The organism is Halocynthiibacter namhaensis (assembly GCF_000812685.1).
GTDB lineage: Bacteria > Pseudomonadota > Alphaproteobacteria > Rhodobacterales > Rhodobacteraceae > Halocynthiibacter > Halocynthiibacter namhaensis.
Genome location: NZ_JWIF01000056.1, coordinates 394463 through 415697, shown reverse-complemented (window position 1 = coordinate 415697; position 21235 = coordinate 394463). Strand labels below are relative to the sequence as shown.

Annotated in this window: 22 protein-coding genes; 13 read left to right on the top strand and 9 right to left on the bottom strand. The window is 53.2% G+C overall.

The features are described from left to right. Positions 1-15: 15 nt before the first annotated feature. The 4 genes from RJ38_RS10025 to coaBC all read right to left on the bottom strand — a co-directional run bounded on the left by RJ38_RS10025 (position 16) and on the right by coaBC (position 3661). Entirely contained in the window at positions 16-807 is a 792-nt protein-coding gene (locus RJ38_RS10025; protein WP_039018680.1) for a transporter substrate-binding domain-containing protein, read from the bottom strand. Between the two features lie 84 nt (positions 808-891). Continuing rightward, complete coding sequence (locus RJ38_RS10020) at positions 892-1950, bottom strand: HesA/MoeB/ThiF family protein (RefSeq protein WP_039018679.1); 1059 nt, start codon at positions 1948-1950, stop codon at positions 892-894. Then, positions 1947-2414 (bottom strand): dUTP diphosphatase, encoded by a 468-nt coding sequence (gene dut / locus RJ38_RS10015; RefSeq protein WP_039018678.1) that lies wholly within the window; start codon positions 2412-2414, stop codon positions 1947-1949. The genes RJ38_RS10020 and dut overlap by 4 nt, the downstream gene beginning before the upstream one ends. Positions 2415-2455: 41 nt before the next feature. Then, positions 2456-3661, bottom strand: a complete 1206-nt coding sequence (gene coaBC, locus RJ38_RS10010) for a bifunctional phosphopantothenoylcysteine decarboxylase/phosphopantothenate--cysteine ligase CoaBC (RefSeq protein WP_039018677.1) — start codon at positions 3659-3661, stop codon at positions 2456-2458. A 178-nt stretch (positions 3662-3839) separates the two neighbouring features. Between coaBC and RJ38_RS10005 the strand changes: the two genes are divergently transcribed. Both RJ38_RS10005 and RJ38_RS10000 read left to right on the top strand, forming a co-directional pair. Beyond that, the gene (locus tag RJ38_RS10005) at positions 3840-4715 is read left to right on the top strand and encodes a glutathione S-transferase (RefSeq protein ID WP_039018676.1); all 876 of its coding nucleotides are present in this window, start codon (positions 3840-3842) and stop codon (positions 4713-4715) included. 64 nt (positions 4716-4779) lie between these two features. Next, positions 4780-6303 (top strand): YifB family Mg chelatase-like AAA ATPase, encoded by a 1524-nt coding sequence (locus tag RJ38_RS10000; protein ID WP_039018675.1) that lies wholly within the window; start codon positions 4780-4782, stop codon positions 6301-6303. On the opposite strand, the gene gshB is transcribed toward RJ38_RS10000, so the two are convergent. From gshB to rsmI, 3 genes are all read right to left on the bottom strand, one after another. Then, a complete protein-coding gene (gshB, locus tag RJ38_RS09995; RefSeq protein WP_039018674.1) occupies positions 6304-7239 on the bottom strand; it encodes a glutathione synthase in 936 nt (311 codons plus the stop codon). 96 nt (positions 7240-7335) lie between these two features. Next, on the bottom strand, positions 7336-7713 hold the full coding sequence (locus RJ38_RS09990; protein WP_039018673.1) for a YraN family protein: 378 nt from the start codon (positions 7711-7713) through the stop codon (positions 7336-7338). Then, positions 7697-8584 (bottom strand): 16S rRNA (cytidine(1402)-2'-O)-methyltransferase, encoded by an 888-nt coding sequence (gene rsmI / locus RJ38_RS09985; RefSeq protein WP_039018672.1) that lies wholly within the window; start codon positions 8582-8584, stop codon positions 7697-7699. The genes RJ38_RS09990 and rsmI overlap by 17 nt, the downstream gene beginning before the upstream one ends. A gap of 92 nt (positions 8585-8676) precedes the next feature. On the opposite strand from rsmI, the gene RJ38_RS09980 reads away from it, so the two are divergent. From RJ38_RS09980 to murJ, 3 genes are read left to right on the top strand one after another with little or no spacing between them, the layout of a single operon-like run. Continuing rightward, positions 8677-9849, top strand: a complete 1173-nt coding sequence (locus RJ38_RS09980) for a penicillin-binding protein activator (protein ID WP_039018671.1) — start codon at positions 8677-8679, stop codon at positions 9847-9849. Between the two features lies 1 nt (position 9850). Further along, entirely contained in the window at positions 9851-12634 is a 2784-nt protein-coding gene (locus RJ38_RS09975; RefSeq protein WP_052245337.1) for a [protein-PII] uridylyltransferase, read from the top strand. A 13-nt stretch (positions 12635-12647) separates the two neighbouring features. Then, complete coding sequence (murJ, locus tag RJ38_RS09970; RefSeq protein WP_039018670.1) at positions 12648-14186, top strand: murein biosynthesis integral membrane protein MurJ; 1539 nt, start codon at positions 12648-12650, stop codon at positions 14184-14186. Here the strand turns inward: murJ and RJ38_RS09965 are convergent. Further along, the gene (locus tag RJ38_RS09965) at positions 14183-15010 is read right to left on the bottom strand and encodes a rhomboid family intramembrane serine protease (RefSeq protein ID WP_082005698.1); all 828 of its coding nucleotides are present in this window, start codon (positions 15008-15010) and stop codon (positions 14183-14185) included. The two genes, murJ and RJ38_RS09965, sit on opposite strands and share 4 nt — an antisense overlap. Here RJ38_RS09965 and trpS point away from each other — a divergent pair. From trpS to RJ38_RS09940, 5 genes are all read left to right on the top strand, one after another. Then, positions 14964-15992, top strand: coding sequence for a tryptophan--tRNA ligase (gene trpS, locus RJ38_RS09960; RefSeq protein ID WP_039018668.1), 1029 nt, complete (start codon positions 14964-14966; stop codon positions 15990-15992). The two genes, RJ38_RS09965 and trpS, sit on opposite strands and share 47 nt — an antisense overlap. 38 nt (positions 15993-16030) lie before the next feature. After that, positions 16031-16501, top strand: coding sequence for a hypothetical protein (locus tag RJ38_RS09955; RefSeq protein WP_039018667.1), 471 nt, complete (start codon positions 16031-16033; stop codon positions 16499-16501). Between the two features lie 141 nt (positions 16502-16642). Further along, positions 16643-17143, top strand: a complete 501-nt coding sequence (locus tag RJ38_RS09950; RefSeq protein ID WP_039018666.1) for a hypothetical protein — start codon at positions 16643-16645, stop codon at positions 17141-17143. A gap of 101 nt (positions 17144-17244) precedes the next feature. Then, positions 17245-18108: a branched-chain amino acid aminotransferase gene (locus tag RJ38_RS09945; RefSeq protein WP_039018665.1), complete on the top strand. Its 864-nt coding sequence runs from the start codon at positions 17245-17247 to the stop codon at positions 18106-18108. A 70-nt stretch (positions 18109-18178) separates the two neighbouring features. Then, on the top strand, positions 18179-18634 hold the full coding sequence (locus tag RJ38_RS09940; protein WP_039018664.1) for a universal stress protein: 456 nt from the start codon (positions 18179-18181) through the stop codon (positions 18632-18634). Between the two features lie 26 nt (positions 18635-18660). Here the strand turns inward: RJ38_RS09940 and RJ38_RS09935 are convergent, their stop codons facing one another. Next, complete coding sequence (locus RJ38_RS09935; RefSeq protein WP_039018663.1) at positions 18661-19419, bottom strand: hypothetical protein; 759 nt, start codon at positions 19417-19419, stop codon at positions 18661-18663. Between the two features lie 156 nt (positions 19420-19575). Here RJ38_RS09935 and RJ38_RS09930 point away from each other — a divergent pair, with 156 nt between their 5' ends. Genes RJ38_RS09930 through RJ38_RS09920 form a run of 3 tightly spaced genes read left to right on the top strand, consistent with a single transcriptional unit; the run spans position 19576 to position 21142 of the window. Beyond that, complete coding sequence (locus RJ38_RS09930) at positions 19576-20139, top strand: NifU family protein (RefSeq protein ID WP_039018662.1); 564 nt, start codon at positions 19576-19578, stop codon at positions 20137-20139. Further along, positions 20129-20722, top strand: a complete 594-nt coding sequence (tsaB, locus tag RJ38_RS09925; RefSeq protein ID WP_039018661.1) for a tRNA (adenosine(37)-N6)-threonylcarbamoyltransferase complex dimerization subunit type 1 TsaB — start codon at positions 20129-20131, stop codon at positions 20720-20722. Before RJ38_RS09930 ends, tsaB begins: the two co-directional genes overlap by 11 nt. Beyond that, positions 20723-21142, top strand: coding sequence for a GNAT family N-acetyltransferase (locus RJ38_RS09920; RefSeq protein ID WP_238321674.1), 420 nt, complete (start codon positions 20723-20725; stop codon positions 21140-21142). The last annotated feature ends 93 nt before the right edge of the window (positions 21143-21235 follow it).

The following is a 21235-nucleotide window of genomic DNA, read 5'->3' as shown; positions in this document are numbered from 1 at the left end:
GCTGCAAGCAAAGCGTTATTCGCCGGCTTTATATTCCAAGAACCATTTGGTGTTCAACGCATCCATGGTGCCGTCAGCCTGCATCGCAGCGATCACGGCATTCATGGGTTCAACCAAGTCAGATCCTTTGGGGAAGATGAAACCAAAGTCTTCGGCACCCAGAGGTTCACCAACCAATTTCAGCCCGCCGTTTGACGCCGCAACATATCCGTTGCCACCTGTGCTGTCGGTCAGAACAAGATCAACATCCCCGGTTTTCAGAGCTTCAACACCTGCACCAAAGGTCTGAACCTGTTGAATACGTGGGTTGGCTTCATCACCGTCCAACACTTCATAAACACCAACGTAGAACGGAGTCGTACCAGGCTGCGCCGCCATCAAAAGATCGGCATCCGCGGCAAAACTTGCAGCATCGTTAAACCGTTCTTCATCGCCACGCACCAGCATGACCATTTCAGAACGCATATAAGCATCAGAAAAATCAACGACTTCTGCGCGATCTTCGCGAATGGTGATACCAGTCATGCCCATGTCGAATTGACCATGGGACACGGAAGAAATCATCGCATCCCAGCTGATATTTTCATAGGTGATCGCAATATTTAGACGTTTGGAAATCTCTTCCATGGCGTCATATTCCCAACCAACAGCGTCGCCCGCAGCATTCACAAACTGCAAAGGTGGATAGGCGTTCTCGGTTACGATCACGACTTCCTTGCCGCCCAGATCAGGCACATGCCCGTCCGCCAGCGCAGAAGTGGTTACGAAAGCAGCCGCACATGCGGCCAGAATGGATGTGAGTCTCATTGTTAGCTCCGTTTTTATAATGTTTATACATCTGTCACAATCTTGGCCCTACTATGTACAGACCAAGTCACGATGCAAGCTGACTTACGATTTTGGCCCGCAAACCGGGCAATCAAAGCCTTTTTGCAACCTTATCTTACGCGTCTCGGCATATTTTGCGTCATAGATCAACATTTCACCGCGCAAGGCTTGGCCCGCGCCCGTAATCACCTTCACCGTTTCCGCCGCCATCATCGCGCCAACCACGCCGGGCAATGGTGAAAGCACCCCGGTTGTGGCGCATGTCGGCGCATTGTCACCCATCGGAGCTTCGGGGAAAACGCATTTGTAACAGGGCGTTCCATGCGCCGGATCAAAGACCGAAACTTGCCCTTCCCATTGACTTAGTGCACCTGAAATCAACGGCTTACCAAGATTTGTACAGATCTCGTTCACTAGGTAACGGGTTTTGAAATTGTCGCAACCATCCAACACGATATCAACGCCAGAGATCAGCGCATCCGCGCTGCGATCATCTAGCCGCATCTCATGCGTAATCACATCACAATGGGAATTGACCTGCCCAATCCGCGCAGCAGCAGACGTGACTTTCGCCTGCCCCTGCGCATCTTCAGAATGGATCACTTGGCGTTGTAGATTAGACAATTCAACCACGTCATCATCCACGATCTCAATCGTGCCGACACCAGAAGCCGCCAGATACATCAAAGCAGGCGATCCCAAGCCACCCGCACCAACGACCAACACGCGCGCTTCTTTTAGCGCCTTCTGACCTGGACCACCGATATCGTGCAACACGATGTGACGGGCGTAACGGTCCAACTCTCCCGCAGCGAAAAGCGGGGCGGGTGCTGCCACCGTTTCCTCCACCGAAGTCACCACATTCGGCTGGCGGCGCGCCTTCAACCCCTGCACCCAGCGGGCATAGATCACGGCAAGTACTGCAAACATCCCCATCAACACCCAATGGGCAAAACTACCCCCGAAGGCCTGACGTACAGCATGGCTTTCCGGCAGAACAAGATGCGACAGCATGATCAAACCAAACAACCCGCCAATCATAATCCAACGATCTTTTTTTGGCGCTTTCATTGCAATGCCAACCAACCAAAGGACCGCCGACATGAAGAGAAACAGGATCATGCCACACCCGTTGAGCCGAATCCGCCCGTTCCACGTTCTGTTTCGGATAATGTTTCAATCAACTCAAACCGTCCCTGAACAACAGGCGCGACAACCATTTGTGCGATCCGCATCCCATGCGTGATTTCAAAAGGCTCCTCCCCGCCGTTCTGCACAATCACCCCCAAGGGCCCGCGATAATCACTGTCGATTGTACCGGGGCTGTTGGGCAGGGTGATGCCAAACTTTAGCGCCAACCCAGAACGCGGTCTGATTTGCACTTCAAAGCCCTGCGGAATTTCCAACGACAGTCCCGTTGGCACCAAAATTCGCGCGCCCGGTTCAACCGTGACACCAGCACGTGCATCTGGCGCAAAGTTCGAACGCAAATCCGCACCCGCCGCACCCGTTGTTTCATATTTAGGCAGGCCAAACGCAATATCCGCGCCCTCAAGCCATTTAAAACCAATCACTGGCGTGTTCATTTATGTTCTTTCATCTTGCTGAAAATACTCCCGCCGGAGGCTTACCCGTTGGCTTCAAGTGCCACAGAAATTTCGGCGGCCAACCGCTTTGCCACATCATCTTTATCCATGCGGGGCCAAGCTTTTGCGCCGCTATCAGTAATCACCACGACTTGGTTTTCTGCCCCTCCCATGATACCCGTTTCTGGGCTTACATCATTGGCAATGATCCAGTCACACTGCTTGCGCAATCGTTTAGATGTGGCATTGACGATCACGTCATCAGTTTCAGCCGCAAAGCCCACGACCAGACCTGGACGGCCCGTCTTCATCTGCGAAACACTTGCCAAAATATCAGGGTTCTCGGCAAACTCTAAAACAGGCAATTTCCCCGATCCATTCTTCTTAATCTTGCTATCACTGGCTGATAGAACTCGCCAATCAGCAACCGCTGCGGCGAAAACTGCTGCATCCACGGGTAAAGCTGACTGAGTCGCCTCAAGCATTTCATTCGCGGTTTGCACCTCAATGATCTCAACACCTTGCGGACGTTCAACATCCGCTGGACCCGTGACAAAAACAACATCAGCGCCCAGCGCAGCCAGTGCATTCGCAATCGCGGTGCCCTGTGCCCCAGAAGATCGGTTCGCGATGTAACGCACTGGATCAATCGGTTCATGGGTTGGGCCAGAGGTCACCAAAATTCGTTTGCCTTTCAAGGGACCATCGCGCAACGCAGCCTCAACCGCAGCGACGATGTCAGGCACTTCTGCCATGCGCCCGGGCCCGAATTCGCCACAGGCCATAGCGCCTTCATCGGGGCCGCAAACCAGAATGCCATCGCCTTGCAGTGTTGCCAGGTTGCGCTGTGTCGCGGCATGTTCCCACATGCGCACATTCATCGCCGGTACGATCATCACAGGTTTGTCCGTCGCCAACAAAAGGGTGGATGCCAGATCATTCGCCAATCCATTCGCCATCTTGCCCATCAGGTCCGCCGTCGCAGGTGCAACAACCACTAGGTCAGCGGCGCGAGACAATTCAATATGGCCCATCTCAGCTTCATCCGTCAGATCAAACAGGTCCCGATACACTTTTTGCGCAGACAGAGCAGAGGCAGACAAAGGTGTCACGAATTCCTCACTTGCTTTGGTCAAAACGGGTACAACTTCAGCCCCGCCATCGCGCAAACGTCGGATCAAGTCCAACGATTTAAACGCTGCGATCCCGCCACCAATGATCAGAAGTATTTTCTTACCTGCCAGCATTTTCAACCCTTTCTATCGCGCATTCGCGGTGTTAACATAGGTGTATGCCGCCTTTGCGGCCAACTCAAGCGCAACAGACTAAACCTGTGCAGGCATTCACAAACACATCACATAAATTGATGTAAGTTCATATAAATATTCATTATTGAAATGTCATTCCTCACGCTAAAGTGCCGTCATGACATATAAACTTATCCTTGGTGACCGAATTCATTCCAGCTGGTCAATGCGCGGCTGGCTGTTGGCGAAACTTGCAAACACAGAGATCGAAACGCAATATCTGCGCTTCGAAGACGCACCAGTTCGCGAACAACTAAAGGCCTATGGGCCCCAATGTACCGTGCCACTTTTGCTAACCCCCGAGGGTGTCGCCGTGGATGATTCCATCGCAATCGCAGAAGAACTGGCCGACCGTTTCCCCGCCAATTCCATCTGGCCACAAGACCCCGCCGCACGCGCTATCGCACGTAAATTGGTCGCGACCATGCACTCAGGTTTCACGACCTTACGAAACGAGTGCCCCATGGATTTGACGCGCGCTTACACCGATGTGCCTGTCTCGGATGCATTACAGGCAGAACTTAGCCAATTGGAAACCTTATGGTCCTACGCACGCAACGCCACCCAAAGCCCCAACGGTTGGCTATGTGGTGACTACAGCGCTGCGGATGCTTTTTACGCCCCCGTTGCGGCCCGTATTGCGGGCTTCAACCTGCCGGTCAGTGAAGAGACCCGCCAATACGTGCAACTGCACCTAGAGGATACGAATTTCCGTCAATGGCGCGCGATTGGCATGGCGACCGACACACCACTGGACCGCTACAGTCAAACCCACCCCCGACAAGCCTGGCCTATGCCAATGAATTTACCACCTGCGCGAAAGATCTCATTGGGAACGCCTGAGAACGAAGCCTGCCCGTATTCGGGTAAACCCGCGACTTGGCTCATGGAAATTGACGGGCGTGTTTTCGGCATGTGTAATCGTGTCTGTCGTGACAAAACCGTTGCCGACCCCGAGGCTTGGCCCGCATTCATGGATCTTTACCATTCGTAAACCATCTCTCGGATAACGTTAACCACAGTTAACAATCCCCGAGGCGCAAAATGGTTGCAGAAATATGGTAGCACGGGCTTTCACAGTCGCGTTTGAGGGCATCGATGCGCGCATTGTCGAAGTACAATGCGCGACCGCCCCAGGCTTACCTGGTTTCGCAATTGTTGGATTGCCCGGCAAAGCTGTTGCTGAAGCGCGCGAACGAGTCCGTGCGGCCCTAACAGCGCTTCAGATCGCACTGCCACCTAAAAAAATCACAATCAACCTATCACCGGCGGATCTGCCCAAAGCTGGGTCACATTACGACTTGCCCATCGCCTTGGCCTTACTGTCCGCCATGGGCATTCTTCCAAGCGAACGGGTTGAGAAAATCATAGCATTGGGCGAGTTGTCGCTTGATGGTACACTGATTGATGTGCCTGGAACCTTGCCCGCAGCTCTGTCCGCGGCCGAAACGGGGCGGGACTTGATCTGCCCACACGCATCCGGGCCGGGTGCTGCTTGGATCAATGCAAATGCTGTGTATGCGCCGAAAAACCTTCATGCCGTCATCCGACATTTGACGGGGCAGGCGCCCTTAGACACAGCAAAGCCTGGCACAGCCGAGGACATAAAAAGCACAAAGGATTTCAAGGACGTCAAAGGACAACACCGTGGCAAACGCGCCATGGAAATTGCAGCGGCAGGGCATCACCACACCTTTCTTTTGGGCCCACCTGGATCTGGTAAATCCATGCTGGCGGCGCGCCTGCCGGGCATATTACCCCCACTACTGCCCGCAGAAGCGCTTGAAACATCCCTTATTTCATCGCTGTCAGGACAAGGCGCATCTGACGGAATTTCTCGCCAGCGCCCTTTTCGGGAACCGCACCACACCGCATCGATCGCAGCACTGTCCGGGGGCGGGCGCGACGCGAAACCAGGGGAAGTGTCCTTGGCCCATAACGGCGTGTTGTTCATGGATGAATTTCCAGAATTTCCAAGCATCGCCCTTGATACCTTGCGCCAACCGCTTGAAACGGGGTCAATCAGCGTCGCGCGTGTAAATGCTCATGTGCGTTACCCTTGTCGTTTCATGTTAGTTGCGGCTGCGAACCCCTGTAAATGCGGGCATCTTCAAGACCTTGGGCGCGCTTGCAACAAGGCCCCGATATGTGGTGAAAACTATCTTGGGCGTGTGTCTGGGCCATTGATGGATCGCTTTGATTTGCGCGCCGAAATTCCGCCTGTCGCGTGGCAGGACCTATCCAATCAGGAAGAAGGCGAGGCCTCCGCAGAGATTGCGCAACGCGTCGCTCAAGCCCGCGAAATTCAAACCAAGCGCTATGAGGATCACCTTGGTGTTTCCACCAATGCCATGGCCGAAGGGCGTTTGCTGGAAGAAATCGCCGCACCCGATACGCCGGGTCGAGACTTACTGAACAAATTTTCTGAGAAATTCGGACTGTCTGCGCGCGGCTATCACCGTGTGTTGCGTGTCGCGCGCACCATTGCGGATTTGGAAGGCGTTCCCGATGTACAGGAACGCCATATTGGCGAGGCGGTAAGTTACCGTCTGATTGCCGCGCGCGAAAAAATCGCGTCTTAATCAGGCTTTGCGCGCTTCAATGGCTTCCCAGATTTTTTCGGCAATATTCACGCCGTCAAAACGTTCAAGCTCCTGAATGCCGGTGGGGGATGTCACGTTGATCTCTGTCAGCCAGTCACCGATCACGTCAATCCCAACAAAAACCTGACCCTTTTCCTTGAGAAGTGGCCCAATACGGGCGCAGATTTCAAGGTCGCGTTCGGTCAATTCGCATTTCTCAGGGCGACCGCCGACGTGCATATTGGAACGTGTCTCGCCTTTTGCCGGCACACGATTGATCGCGCCAACAGGTTCGCCATCGACCAAGATCACGCGCTTATCACCCGCAGACACCACGGGCAGGAACTTTTGTGCGATCAGCGGTTCACGGTTGATGCCCGAGAACAACTCATGCAGCGACGTCATGTTGCGATCATCCGGGCCAAGGCGGAACACGCCCGCACCGCCATTGCCGTAAAGTGGCTTTAGGATGATATCACCATGCTTGGCTTTGAACGCTTTGAGCGTTTCCAGATCGCGCGCGATCGTGGTTGGCGGGGTCAGGTCTGGGAAATCCAGAACCAGCAGTTTTTCAGGATAGTTCCGCACCCAGAATGGGTCATTCACCACCAATGTGTCGGGATGAATACGATCCAAGATATGGGTGGTGGTGATATAAGACATGTCAAATGGTGGGTCTTGGCGCAGCCAAACCACATCATAATCCGCCAGATCAACGGTGATTTCCTCGCCAAATGCAACATGATCACCCTGCACACGTTTTACTGTGAACGGGTAACCGCGCGCGGTGACTTTACCCTCGTCATAGGCCAGCTTGTCTGGTGTGTAGAAAAACAACTCATGCCCGCGGGCTTGGGCCTCTTCCGCCAGGCGAAAACTGCTGTCGGCATTGATATCTACGGAACCGATTGGGTCCATTTGGAAAGCGATTTTCATGAGGCGGTCTCTTTTGGCAGGGAATTACTGTCATGAATACATGGACTGCCCAGAAGGTGGGATCAATGGGGCGCAACAAAAACGTGATGATTTTGGTCAAAAATCAACTGTAATATTTTCGATCACTTCAATCCGACCAATTTGATCGACCAAGGCCGCATCTACACGCATATCAAGACATAGACCTTGTTTTGCGACATATTCCTCGGCTGTCGCCATGATACGGGCCAGTTGCGCAGGATATATCATCTCGGCGGCCCGCAGAAGGTTTTTACTTTTCTTAACCTCAACGAAAATCAACATGTCATCGGCGCGTAGGATCACATCAATTTCCCCACCTTCACCCCGCCAACGAGTTTCAAGGACCTTTGCACCGAGACGGATGTAATGACGCGCGACCTGTTCTTCCGCAGCAAGCCCCGCATAATATGCGCTTAGACCTTTTTGCGTTTTATGATCACTCGTCGCCCCCATCACGAATTTCCTTATTCATCGCAATCGCCAATTGATAGACATCGCGCCGCGCCACGCCATGCGCCGCCGACACCGCATCTGCGGCATCGCGCACCCGCATCGTCGTTAACGCTTGGCGTAGGCTATCTTCTAGCGTTTCAGCGTTAACAGAATCTGAACGATTGCGATCAATCACCACCACGACTTCACCACGGGCCTTATTCTCTTGATAATGCGAAGCAAGTTCCGACAGGTTACCTTTGCGGGCTTCTTCAAATTTTTTGGTCAACTCACGACAGACTGTTGCCTTGCGATCACCAAGCACCTCAGCTGCGTCAGATAAAAACGCAGCCAAACGCTTGGGCGATTCATAAAACACCAACGTGCCAGGAATTTCACGGGTTTCTTCAATGAAACCTTTGCGCGCCGCCGTCGTATTGGGCGAAAAACCAGCAAAAAAGAAACGATCCGTCGGCAAACCCGCAATTGTCAGGGCAGTGACCACAGCTGATGGCCCTGGCGCGGATGTCACAACAAAGCCGTTGTCCAAGGCATCCTGTGCCAGGCCATAGCCAGGATCGGCGACCAATGGCGTGCCCGCTTCTGACGCATAAGCAAGGATCTTACCTTCCTTCAGCAATCCCAAAAGGCGCGGGCGCACGGCACTGCCGTTGTGATCATGATAGGCAATCATCGGACGACCGTTCAGCGGGATGGCGTGAATATCCATAAGCTTGCGCAATGTACGCGTATCTTCTGCCACCAAAACATCCGCATGGGCCAAGATATCAAGGGCCCGCAGCGTGATGTCGCGCGCGGTTCCGATCGGGGTTGCGACAAAGATAATCGATCCCGCCTCGGCACTGATTTGTGTTCTGACAACATCTGTCATAAAATTCCCCCTTGTCGCGCGTTTACAGCTGGGTGGCGAAAGCATACCCTGCACACCTGCTTATCTTCTGTCCGAGGGAACGAGGAAACCCCATGTCTGCTGTTTTATCTTTTCTGCGCGCTCAACTCGCCAGAGCCACTGTTTTATTCACCCTTTTTGCGCTTTCGGCATGTATTGATGCCGGTCCTGGCCAAGGCCCGTCGGTCAACACCAACCGCGCGGTGCCGGTTGCGCTGCTGATTCCACACGAATCGCCCCGTGCGTCTGATGCAACCCTGGCACGTTCCTTGGAAAATGCAGCCCGCCTTGCGATGGCTGATCTGGATGGTGTGAACATCGACCTGCGCGTTTACGCAACAGGTGGTCAGCCAGAAATGGCCGCAGCCGCTGCAACGCGCGCGGTGAATGATGGCGCAAAAATCATCCTTGGCCCGGTGTTCGCACCAGCGGCCAATGCCGCTGGCGTCGCCGTTGCAAATCGCAACGTGAACATTCTGTCCTTCTCAAACAACACATCCATTGCGGGTGGTAACGTATTTGTCCTTGGCAACAGCTATCGCAACACCGCAAGTCGTTTGGCACAATTCGCTGTCGCACAAGGTCGTAACAAGATCATGGTTGTCCATGGCAACAACTCGAATGAAAGCCGTGGCCGTGATGCGATCACCTCGGCCGTTCAGGCCTCTGGTGGCACTGTCACCGCAACCGCTGGATTTGAACTGTCTCAAAACGGGGTAATCCAATCTGCCCCAGGGATCAGCCGCGAAGCACGTAATAACGGTAGCAACGCGATTTTCTTCACCTCTGGTGGCGCGGGGGCCTTGGGCCTGACGACCCAAATGTTGCGTGAAAACGGCGTCACCCAGCAAGAATTGCAGTTCATCGGTTTGCGTCGCATGGATCGTCCGGCCACGATGCTGACACAGCCTGGTGTGCAAGGTGGATGGTTCGCAACACCTGACGCGCGCATGCAGCAAACCTTTATTTCGCGATACACAGCGGCTTATGGTGGCGCCCCTCATCCAATCGCAGGCGTTGCATATGACGGGATGGCCGCTGTTGGTGCCCTGTTGAAAACGAGTCGTTCCGATGCATTGACGGTGAATTCCCTTACCCAGTCCTCAGGTTTTGCTGGTGTAAGTGGCGTGTTCCGCCTTTTACCTGATGGTTCCGCACAGCGCGCTTTGGCTGTCTCCACCATTCGTGGCGGTGTTTTAACCGAAATCTCACCTGCCCCGAGATCCTTCGGTGGCGCAGGCTTCTGATATGACAGGCGCGGGCGGGATCAACCTGCCTGCGCCTGCTGCCAAATCCCTTATCTGCGCGCCAGATCTGATCATTGACACAGAGGCCGCACAATCAATTTTACGCGACGCTTTAGCCGACGCTACTGACAGCCGCGAAATGCGCGCACGCGTGACCCATATTCTGCGCAGCCTGCTTGAAGCAGGGTCCGCCGTTATTGCCGAAGAATTCGCAAAAACCCCTCGCAATGCCCATGCCACTGTACGTGCACGCAGTTGGTTGATGGATGTGATCCTGGCCCTAGCCTATGACGTGGTCACCAAACGCTTGCACCCAAACCCACTGCCCACTGAAGGTGAGCGCCTGGCCCTGATTGCGGTCGGGGGGTATGGGCGCGGGGAAATGGCCCCGCAATCCGATGTCGACCTGCTGTTTCTCACCCCTTGGAAAATCACCGCTTGGGGCGAAAGCGTGGTCGAAAGCCTGCTGTATGTTCTCTGGGATATGAAGCTGAAAGTCGGCAATGCCACCCGCACCATTCGTGATTGCGTCAATCAAGGTCGTGAAGATTTCACCATTCGCACCGCTTTGCTGGAAAACCGATATATCACCGGTGATGCACGTCTTGCCCAAGAGATGCGCGACACATTGGACAATGAGTTATTCAAAGACACCGCCTCTGAGTTCATCGAAGCGAAGCTGTCAGAACGTGCGGCCCGCCACCTAAAGCAGGGTGGGCAACGTTACATGGTTGAACCAAATGTGAAAGAAGCAAAAGGCGGATTGCGCGATCTGCAAAGTCTGTTTTGGATCGCAAAATACGTTCATGGTGCCCACGATGTGTCTGATCTTGGTGCATTAAATCTGTTCACCAGTGACGAATTTGAGGCCTTCCTTGATGCCGAAAACTTCTTATGGGCGGTGCGATGTCACTTGCATCTTTTGACCAAACGTCCCACCGACAAATTGACTTTTGATCTACAGGTCGAGGTCGCAGATCGCATGGGCTATGTTGATAAGACCGGGCGCCGCGCTGTTGAGATATTCATGCAAGATTACTTTCGCCACGCCACACGTGTTGGCGAACTGACCCGTATTTTCTTAACCGAACTCGAAGCCAGCCATGTCAAACAAGCCCCCGACCTTCTAAAGCTTTTCCGCCATCGGAAACGTCTCATGAAGGGCTTAAAAATCGTTCAGAACCGCATCTCGATCAGCGATGAGACGACATTCCTGCAAGACAAACTGAACATTCTACGCCTGTTCGAAGAAGCTTTGCGCACGGGGTATTTGATCCACCCCGACACCATGCGTTTGCTGTCTGCAAACCTTGATCTCATTGACGATGACATGCGCAAAAACCCTGAAGCCGTGCGCATCTTCACGGGACTTCTGCTGAAACATGGCAACCCCGAACGGGCTTTGCGACGGATGAATGAGCTTGGGGTTCTGGCGGCGTTTGTACCTGAATTTGAACCAATCGTAGCAATGATGCAATTCAATATGTATCATTCCTACACGGTTGATGAACATACGATCCAATGTATTTCAAACCTCGCCCAGATCGAGCGCAAAGAATTGGTCGAAGAACTGCCCGTTGCCTCCAGCATCTTGGAACAGGGCATCAATCGCAAAACCATCTATTTCGCCTTGCTGCTGCATGACATTGGTAAAGGTCGCCCGGACGACCACTCTGTTTTGGGGGCAAAAATCACCCGCAAAGTTGCGCCCCGTCTTGGGTTGAACAAGAAAGAAGCCGAAACCGCTGAATGGTTGGTACGTCATCATCTTCTCATGTCCGACGTCGCTCAAAAACGTGACATTTCCGATCCCCGCACCGTGCGTGATTTTGCAAAACGTGTGCGTTCACGCCGTCGCCTTGATTTGCTGACGGTCTTAACAGTTTGCGACATTCGGGGCGTTGGCCCGGACACCTGGAACAACTGGAAGGCCATGTTGATCCGTCGTCTGCATGAAGAAACCGCAAACGCGCTTGAAAACGGTATCGAAGCCCTCACCACAAAAGCCCGATCAACCGAGGCCCGCAAAGCCCTGCGTACCGCCCTGCCTGACTGGTCGAAGAAAGCCCTTACCGCCGAAACAAAACGTCACTACGATCCCTATTGGCAGGGGCTTCGCGTTGGTCAACATGTTGCTTTCGCCAAGCTTTTACATGACATCCCCGATGACGAAATCCGAACTGATATTGTCGCCGACGAGGACCGAGACGCCACGCGCATCGCTTTTGTTATGGCCGATCACCACGGGATTTTTTCACGCATGGCCGGGGCTTTGGCCATCGTCGGAGCCAATGTGGTCGATGCACGCACCTATACGTCAAAAGATGGCTATGCGACGGCTGTGTTCTGGGTGCAAGATGGTGATGGCCACCCCTTTGCCAAAAGTCGGTATAAGCGTCTAAACCAGATGATCCATAAGATCTTTCAAGGCAAGATCATCGCACGTGATGCATTGAAAGATAAGGATAAAATCCACAAACGCGAACGATCGTTCCGGGTACCCACCAACATCAGTTTTGATAACGAGGGTTCCGAACTTTATACGATCATCGAAGTCGACACCCGTGATCGCAAAGGCCTGCTGTATGACCTCACCCGCGCACTTGCCGAGCTAAACGTCAACATTGCATCTGCGGTGATTGCGACCTATGGCGAACAGGTGGTGGATACATTTTACGTCAAAGATACCTTTGGTCTAAAATATCACGCAGAGACCAAGCAGCAGTCGCTTGAAAAGAAACTGCGCGAGGCAATTACACAAGGCGCCGAACGGGCGCGCACATAAGGGCAGATTACGCATGAAAATGGCGCGCGGTTTTTTCACGGTTGGGTTTTGGACATTGGCCAGCCGCATTTTGGGGTTTGCCCGTGATGTTTTGATCGCCTCATATCTTGGCACCGGCGCTGCCCACCAAGCTTTTGTGGCAGCTTTTGCGTTGCCCAACTTGTTCCGCCGCTTCTTTGCCGAGGGTGCGCTGAATATGGCCTTCGTGCCGATGTTTTCCAAAAAACTGGAAAGCGGTGATGACCCACGCGGCTTTGCATCTGACGCTTTCGTCGGGCTCACCGGTGTGGTTATTGTGCTGACACTTCTTGCGCAAATCTTCATGCCAGCCCTTGTCTGGTTACAGGTCTCAGGCTTTCACGGAACAGACAAATTTGACCTCACGGTAGATTTCGGCCGCATCGCTTTTCCTTATATCATCTTGATTTCACTGGCCGCCTTATTGTCAGGCATGTTAAATGCCATGCGCCATTTCGCAGCCGCCGCTGCTGCCCCTGTCTTGCTGAATATCGTTTTCATCTGCGCCATTGGGGTCGCCGCCTGGATGGGTTATGACATCGCACGCGCCCTGATCTGGTCCGTGCCGATAGGTGGCATCGCCCAGCTTGTACTGGTGTGGGTTGCCGTGAAACGTGCCGGTTTCGCACCGCAATTGCGTTGGCCCCGCTTAACCCCTGATCTGAAGCGCCTCGCCCTTATCGCGGCACCGGCTGCCCTTGCCGGGGGCGTTGTGCAGATCAACCTTTTGGTGGGTCGTCAGGTCGCCAGCCAAACCGACGGCGCTGTATCTTGGCTTTATAATGCGGATCGGCTGTATCAGCTGCCCCTTGGTGTGGTTGGCATTGCGATTGGCATCGTGCTTTTGCCTGAATTATCGCGCCGACTTGCATCAAATGATGACAAAGCGGGGCGTGAATCTCTGTCGCGTGCAGGGGAAATGGCGCTGATGTTAACCGTGCCTTGCGCCGTCGCGCTGGTCGCCATCCCCGCCCCTTTGGTTTCCGTTCTTTTTGAGCGCGGGGCTTTCGTGGCCCAGGACACCGAGAAAACAGCCTTGGCTGTGTTGATCTATGGTTTGGGTTTGCCCGCCTTTGTGCTGCAAAAGGTCCTTCAACCGCTTTATTTCGCCCGCGAAGACACAAAGACCCCATTCAAATTCGCCTTGGTGTCAATGTTCGTAAATGCGGTCGTCGCCGTTGGTTTGATGCCCATCATCGGCTTTTTTGCTGCGGCCATTGCAACCACCTTATCCGGCTGGGCCATGCTTTTGATGCTTTGGATCGGGTCGAAACGCTTGGGCGAGGTCGCACGTTTCGACGATCTGTTCCGCAAACGCTTGTGGCGCATCTGCCTTGCCAGCCTTCTGATGGGCGGATGGCTGTTTTTGACCCTAAACCTCGTCGGGCCGATGCTTGGGTATGGCGGATGGCGCTGGTTGGCCTTGCTGATCCTGGTTGTCTCGGGGATGCTGTCTTATGGTGTATTTGGCCAGTTGCTTGGTGCGTTTCGCCTGTCGGACCTCAAAGCTTCCTTCCGTCGCAGCAAAGGTTAACGCTTCCGAAGTCGGCGCAGAAGACTTGCCCAGCCCCCAGGAACCAAAACAATACTTAACGCAAAACCCATGATAAAACCGCCCCATTCGGCAGTCGTGGCCCAATGCCACCCAAAGACGGGCGCAAGAAGAACACGAAATGCCACCAGAAACCCGATCAGCGCAAACGGACTGGTTTCGCCCATCGGATGGCGCAAAACACCTGCCCACATCATCCAAGTGAACGCCCCGATCAGGCCATACGCACCAGGCATCCCCCCATATAATGCACCGTTGTGGCTAACTGCCCCGGCGATCAATGAATAAGCAACGGCCCCAACCACGGCAGGCACAAAGAACAGCACCAAAAAGCGCCAAGTGCCAAAGGCGCGTGCCACGATATTGCCCAAAGCGAGAGTGAAAACCAAGGTGAACACCGTGCCGGTAAAGCTGCCATCAACGAATATATAGGTCACGAAACGCTTTAACAGGGCACCATCAAAGCGGCCATTTTCTAACATCCATGACAATTGCCCCGCCGGCAGAAAAAAATCTTGCAACAGTGCGCTGCGCCCGTCTAACCCCGAAACACCGCCCAACAGCCCAAGTTTCTGAAGATATAAAAACGGCTCAGCGGCGCCCAGCGCGACCGCAAGCAAAATCAACACATGCGGCAAGGGATTCACGGGGGCTGCGTTTTGGTTTTGATACATCTGGGGCGTGCTCCGGTTGACGTGGTTGCCTGCCATGGGTAAGCCAGCAAGCAGAAGAAATCCAGCACCAGATCCGAGGCCACTGATGACCGACGCAGCGCAAACCCACCCGACCCGCATCTTTTCCGGCATTCAGCCATCCGGCAACCTTACACTTGGGAATTACCTTGGTGCACTGAAACGTTTTGTTGAAAAGCAAAACGAGGGCATCGAAAGCATCTATTGCATGGTTGATATGCACGCGATTTCTGTCTGGCAGGACCCGGCGGATCTGCGTCATGCGACACGCGAATTGGCTGCCGGTTTCATTGCTTCGGGCATTGATCCTGAGAAATCTGTTCTGTTCAACCAAAGCCAAGTGTCGGCCCACGCTGAACTGTCTTGGATCTTCAACTGTGTGGCGCGTATGGGCTGGATGCAGCGCATGACACAGTTCAAAGACAAAGCTGGTAAGAACGCCCAAAACGCGTCCCTTGGTCTTTTCGCCTATCCTGCTTTGATGGCCGCTGACATTCTGATTTATCACGCAACCCATGTGCCCGTGGGGGATGATCAGAAACAACACCTTGAACTGACGCGCGATATTGCCGCCAAGTTTAACCATGATTATGGCGTTGATTTCTTCCCCATGACCGAACCCGTGATTGAGGGTGCCGCAACGCGTGTGATGTCTTTGCGCGATGGGTCTAAGAAGATGTCAAAATCTGATCCCTCCGACATGAGCCGGATCAACATGACCGATTCAGCTGACGACATCGCCAAGAAAATCCGCAAAGCCAAATCTGATGCTGATGCCCTGCCCTCAGAAATTGCGGGTTTTGAAGACCGCCCAGAGGCGCGCAATCTGGTGAACATCTACGCGGGCCTTGCGGATATGACTGTGGACCAGGTTCTGGCCGATCACGGCGGATCGCAGTTCGGCACGTTCAAACCAGCACTTGCAGAATTGGCCGTTGCAAAGCTGTCCCCGATTTCGTCCGAGATGTCGCGCCTCATGCAAGACACAGCCGAGATCGACAAGATCCTTGGCCGAGGAGCTGAGCGCGCCGAGGCCATCGCCCGCCCAATCCTTGAGAAAACCTACGAAATTGTCGGATTTGTACGTTCACGCTAAGCTTCCCCGTATCCGCAGCAAATATAAAGTGTACCATCATGATTCAAGTTGACAATTTTCTACCGTTTTACGATGCAATCATGACCCGCAGTAAACATTTCGCCTATTTTACTGATGCTCAAGAACATGAAATGGATGGTCCGTCTTTTCAGTTTCGCGGCGTACGAACAACCAACCTTGTGCCGATGATGAATGTGCTTAGACACCATTTAGAAGTGCAGTTGCGAATCAATCTGGCCAACATGTATTTTCACAAACACACGCCAATGCCCGACGTTATGCCCAGACTGCATCGCGATGGGGGTTTCCAAACAGCCGGTGTCATTTACCTAACGGGCGGGCCTGGTTGTGGTACCTTTGTAGATGAGCAGCTTGTCGAGTTTAAAGAAAACAGGTTGACCTGTTATAGTTCACAAACACTACATCGTCCTGAAGGATTTCCCATGGATCGTATGGTCTTAACGTTTTTCTCTTACGACGAACCGCCCAGCTTAGCGAGTAACGTTTAATCGCCATGACCCCGAGCCTGGCATTGTGCAACAGCGGTGCTAAGCTTATAGATCAATGTCGCTGAGATCGAAAATCTTGGTCGCGTCACATTTGACGGTATTATTTGGCTCAGAATTTCAGCAATTTGAAGGTATTTTAATATGATCGTGGTTGACAATTTCCTGCCGTTCTTTGACCAGATCCTCGAGCGCAGCACTCAATTTCCATATTTCACATGTGATGAGGAAAATAAACGGGACGGGACAACCTATTCCTGGCGAGGACAACGGACACCAGATGTGATCGATGATATGCCGGTTCTGCGGCAATATATGGAAGAAACGCTTTGCATCAAATTAGACGTTTTTTCTTTTCACAAACACGAACCCCTACCCGATTTCATGCCCGTATTGCACCAAGATGGTGACTATAAATCAGCTGGCGTGATCTACCTAAAAGGTGGGCCTGGCTGTGGCACCATTGTTGATAACACAGTGGTAGATTTTAAAGAAAACCGTTTGGTCACATATGACGGGCAATTGCTCCATCGCCCTCAGGGGTTTATGACGGATCGGCTTATCTTAACCTTTTTCTCTCATGAAAGCCTGCCTGACCACCTCAATGGCTGGTTTACCAGAGAAAACCCGGCGCCGCAGGCTTGATGCAACTCTACAGTCTCAGATGCGCATTAGGGTCTGGACCTCTGACCTTTCCCGCCATATCGTTGCGTTAACAACAATATCGACCTTGGGGGATTGATCCGATGGCTGTCAGCAAAAACATCCGCACGTATTTCGACGGCACCTGGCATAAGGGCGATGTTCCCATCATTTCTGGCGCAGATCATGCGGCTTGGCTTGGCTCCACCGTGTTTGATGGAGCGCGTTTGTTTGACGGATTGACGCCAGATCTCGACAAGCATTGTGAACGCGTCAACCGATCTGCCAAGGCTCTCATGTTGACCCCGACTATGTCGACTGACGAGATTGTCGCCCTCACCCATGAAGGGCTCGCGATGTTTGAAAAGGGCGCGGCAGTCTACATCCGGCCTATGTATTGGGGCATTGACGGGGATCATTCTGCGATCGTCCCATCGGCCGACACAACCGGCTTTTCAATCTGCCTTGAGGAAGTCCCCATGGCCCCGACAGAGGCAACAACGACGTTGACGCGCACACGCTTCCGTCGCCCCACTTTGGAATCTGCGGTGGTCAACGCGAAGGCCGGCTGCCTTTACCCCAATAATGCGCGCATGCTGATGGAAGCCAAATCAAAGGGATTTGCCAACGCGCTGGCCTGTGATGTCACGGGAAATGTCGCCGAATCCGCCACATCCAACGCATTCATGGTCAAAGATGGTGAGGTCTTCACCCCCATCGCAAACGGCACTTTCCTATCTGGGATCACCCGGGCACGTCACATTGAGAACCTACGGGCCGATGGTGTGAAAGTGCATGAAGCCGTTTTGACCTATGATGATTTTGAAGGTGCCGATGAGGTTTTCCTCACTGGCAACATGTCGAAAATCACCCCGGTTTCCAAATTTGATGACGTGCATTACCAAACTGGCCCTATCACACGACGTGCACGCGAGCTTTATTGGGATTGGGCCCACTCTGGCAGTTGAGTTGACTGAATGTCAGGCTTGCACCCGTGCCCAACCCCGGTCATCATAGGTACACGCTAGGAGGATTTTAATGCGTAAATTTCTTGTTGTGCTGGATGACAGCCGTGAATGCCTGAATGCCATCCGTTTTGCTGCTATGCGTGCTGCCCATACTGGTGGCGGTGTTGAAATTCTATCCGTCATCCCACCGGATGAGTTCAATCATTGGGTCGGTGTTGGCAATTTGATGCGCGAAGAAGCCCGCGAACGTATCGTTGCGCATTTCGAGGTCTTCGCGAAATGGATGCGCGACAAGCAAGGCGTTGATCCTGAACTGGTGGTGCGTGAGGGTGAACCTGTGGAACAGATCTTGGCGCAAGTCCAAGATGACCCAGAAGTTGGCGTTCTTGTTCTTGGCGCAGGCACTGACAAGAAGGGGCCTGGTCCCTTGGTCACTCAGCTCACCAAGGCCTCTGGTACACTATCGATCCCTATCACAATTGTACCCGGAGAATTGTCCAAAGAACGCCTAGAGGCAATCACCTAAATCCAACTGATGTTCGCCAACATGCTTCAATCCTGTGTTTCGACCACAGGCAACACAGTCCAATAAGAAAAGCCGCCGTCTTCTTCCGCATTTCCGCAGACAACTTTTGCCACGATCGATAAAATGGCACCTTCGTTCGACGCGCTTGGAAGATAGACCGCATCGATTTCGCACGCCGCCTCAAGCGCCCAATCCCCGCTTGCGAGTAGATTGATGTTCGCGGTCAGGTGCCGGTCCCAATCATGCCTGTCAGAAGTCGAATTCAGGATCCGTCGGGTGCGCGTGGTGCTATCCTTAAGTGCTGTGAACATGGGGTCCATGTCTGCTTCGTACACAGTCGATGGAAGAGAGACACGAAACCCTTCTTCTAAAACGATCGCATCCATTTCGAGCCAATTTCTATCTGCCTCAATCTCTCGTGGTAAAACCCGCCATGCTTGTCGCCAAAGTAAGATGTCAAACGGGTTAACCCGTTCGCCAGCCCCAAGGTTCTCAACACGCTGTTCGTGGCCATTTTGGAAGTAATATGCCCCGTGGTCTATGGTTCTCATGACCGGCCAAATGCGTTCATCAATCCCCGTGAATAGGTTTCGTGAAATCAAGTACACATCTGACTTTGTGGTACTGTGATAGCCAAGGTTGTCTTCAATTTTGCGCAACACAAAGAAATGGGTTTCATTTTGCCCAATGATTTGTTCATCCATTGCCACCCAACGATCTGGCGCCCCCACAGCGGGTTGCGTCACCCCGAACCAAATTGCGGCCAATACCAACCAAATCTTCATTCCAACACCTTTCAAAAACTCGAACACTAGTCTGCATCGGTCACACTGCTCTTTCAAGAACCTGTTCTTCACGTACAACACAACAGCTTAGAACCGTTCTAAAACTTGACTATTGCCCTCATCGGGGCCATATCTGAACCAACAACGGAGCTTCCCATGTTTATTCAGACCGAATCCACGCCAAACCCTGCGACTTTGAAATTTCTGCCGGGTCAGACTGTTCTAGACAGCGGCACCGCAGATTTTCCGACAGCCTCATCTGCTGCACCTTCACCTCTGGCACAGCGTATTTATACGGTCCAAGGCGTTGATGGCGTATTCTTTGGGCATGAATTCATCACAGTAACCAAACTTGATAACGTGGACTGGAACCATATCAAGCCTGCAATCCTTGGCGCGATCATGGAACACTTCCAATCAGGTCAACCGGTTATGGCAGGCGACGGTCCATCTGCCACCGGTCATGCAGAACACACTGGGGAAGATTCTGATATCGTTGATCAAATCAAAGATCTGCTTGATACACGTGTGCGCCCAGCCGTTGCACAGGACGGGGGCGACATCACTTTCCATGGGTTTGATCGCGGCGTGGTTTATCTGCATATGCAAGGTGCTTGCGCCGGTTGCCCATCCGCATCTTTGACCTTGAAAATGGGCATCGAAAACCTGTTGCGCCACTATATCCCTGAGGTCACAGAGGTGCGCCCCGTTGCCGCCTAAGACCTTAACACTTGGCTTTGACACCTCGGCCGCGCATGTCGCGGCCGCTTTGCTTTGTGATGGCGAAATCATCGCAGTGCGTGGTGATATGATGTCAAAGGGCCAAGCCGAGCACCTGCTGCCCATGATCGAAGACATGCTGTCTGATCTTGATAAATCTTGGTCTGACATTACCCGTATTGGCGTGGGTGTCGGCCCTGGAAATTTCACCGGCATCCGCATCTCAGTCTCTGCCGCGCGCGGCCTCGCCTTGTCGCTGAACATCCCTGCAATTGGCATCAACGGGTTTGAGATCGCGTCACATGGCATAGACACGCCTTGGCGGGCCTTGGTAAACGCCCCCCGAGATCAAGTATATATGCTGGCAAATGATGGTGATAGCCCATCGTTGTTGCCACGCATTGATCTTCCTGCCAGCGATCTAACTTGCTGTGAATTCAGCGCGCTCTCAGCGACTGAGATCGCCATTCGGATCGCAAAGATCGCACAAAATGCCCCTGACAGTGCGCGCCCTGCGCCGCTTTATATCCGTGCCGCAGATGCCGCGCCGCCCAAAGATCCCCTGCCTCAGATCGTCGAATGAATGATGACACCGCAGGAAATGGCGCAACTGCATGCGCTTTGCTTTGAAACGCCCCGCCCTTGGTCGGCACAGGAATTTGCTGACCTACAAGATATGCCCGGTGTCATCTATGAGGGCACGACAACAGGTTTCATTCTTGGGCGCGTCGCAGGTCCAGAAGCCGAACTTCTGACCATTGCCGTCACTCCCACGACGCGCGGTGTGGGTTTAGGTCGCCAACTGGTACAGTCTTATCATGCCCAAGCCAAAGCCGCAGGTGCCATAGAATCATTCCTAGAAGTCGCCGCCGACAACACCCCAGCCATCTCACTTTACGCTGGGTCAGGATACATCCAAGCGGGGAAACGCCCCCGATATTATCGCGCCCAAGACGGGCAAACCATCGACGCCTTCGTGTTTTCCTGCAACCTGACTACATAAATCCCCACACAGGCCGCTGAATCCTGCCAATCAGGCAAAAAGCAGTTGACCCTCCCCCCTTGAAACGGCCTTAATTGCGGATGATCTTTTTGA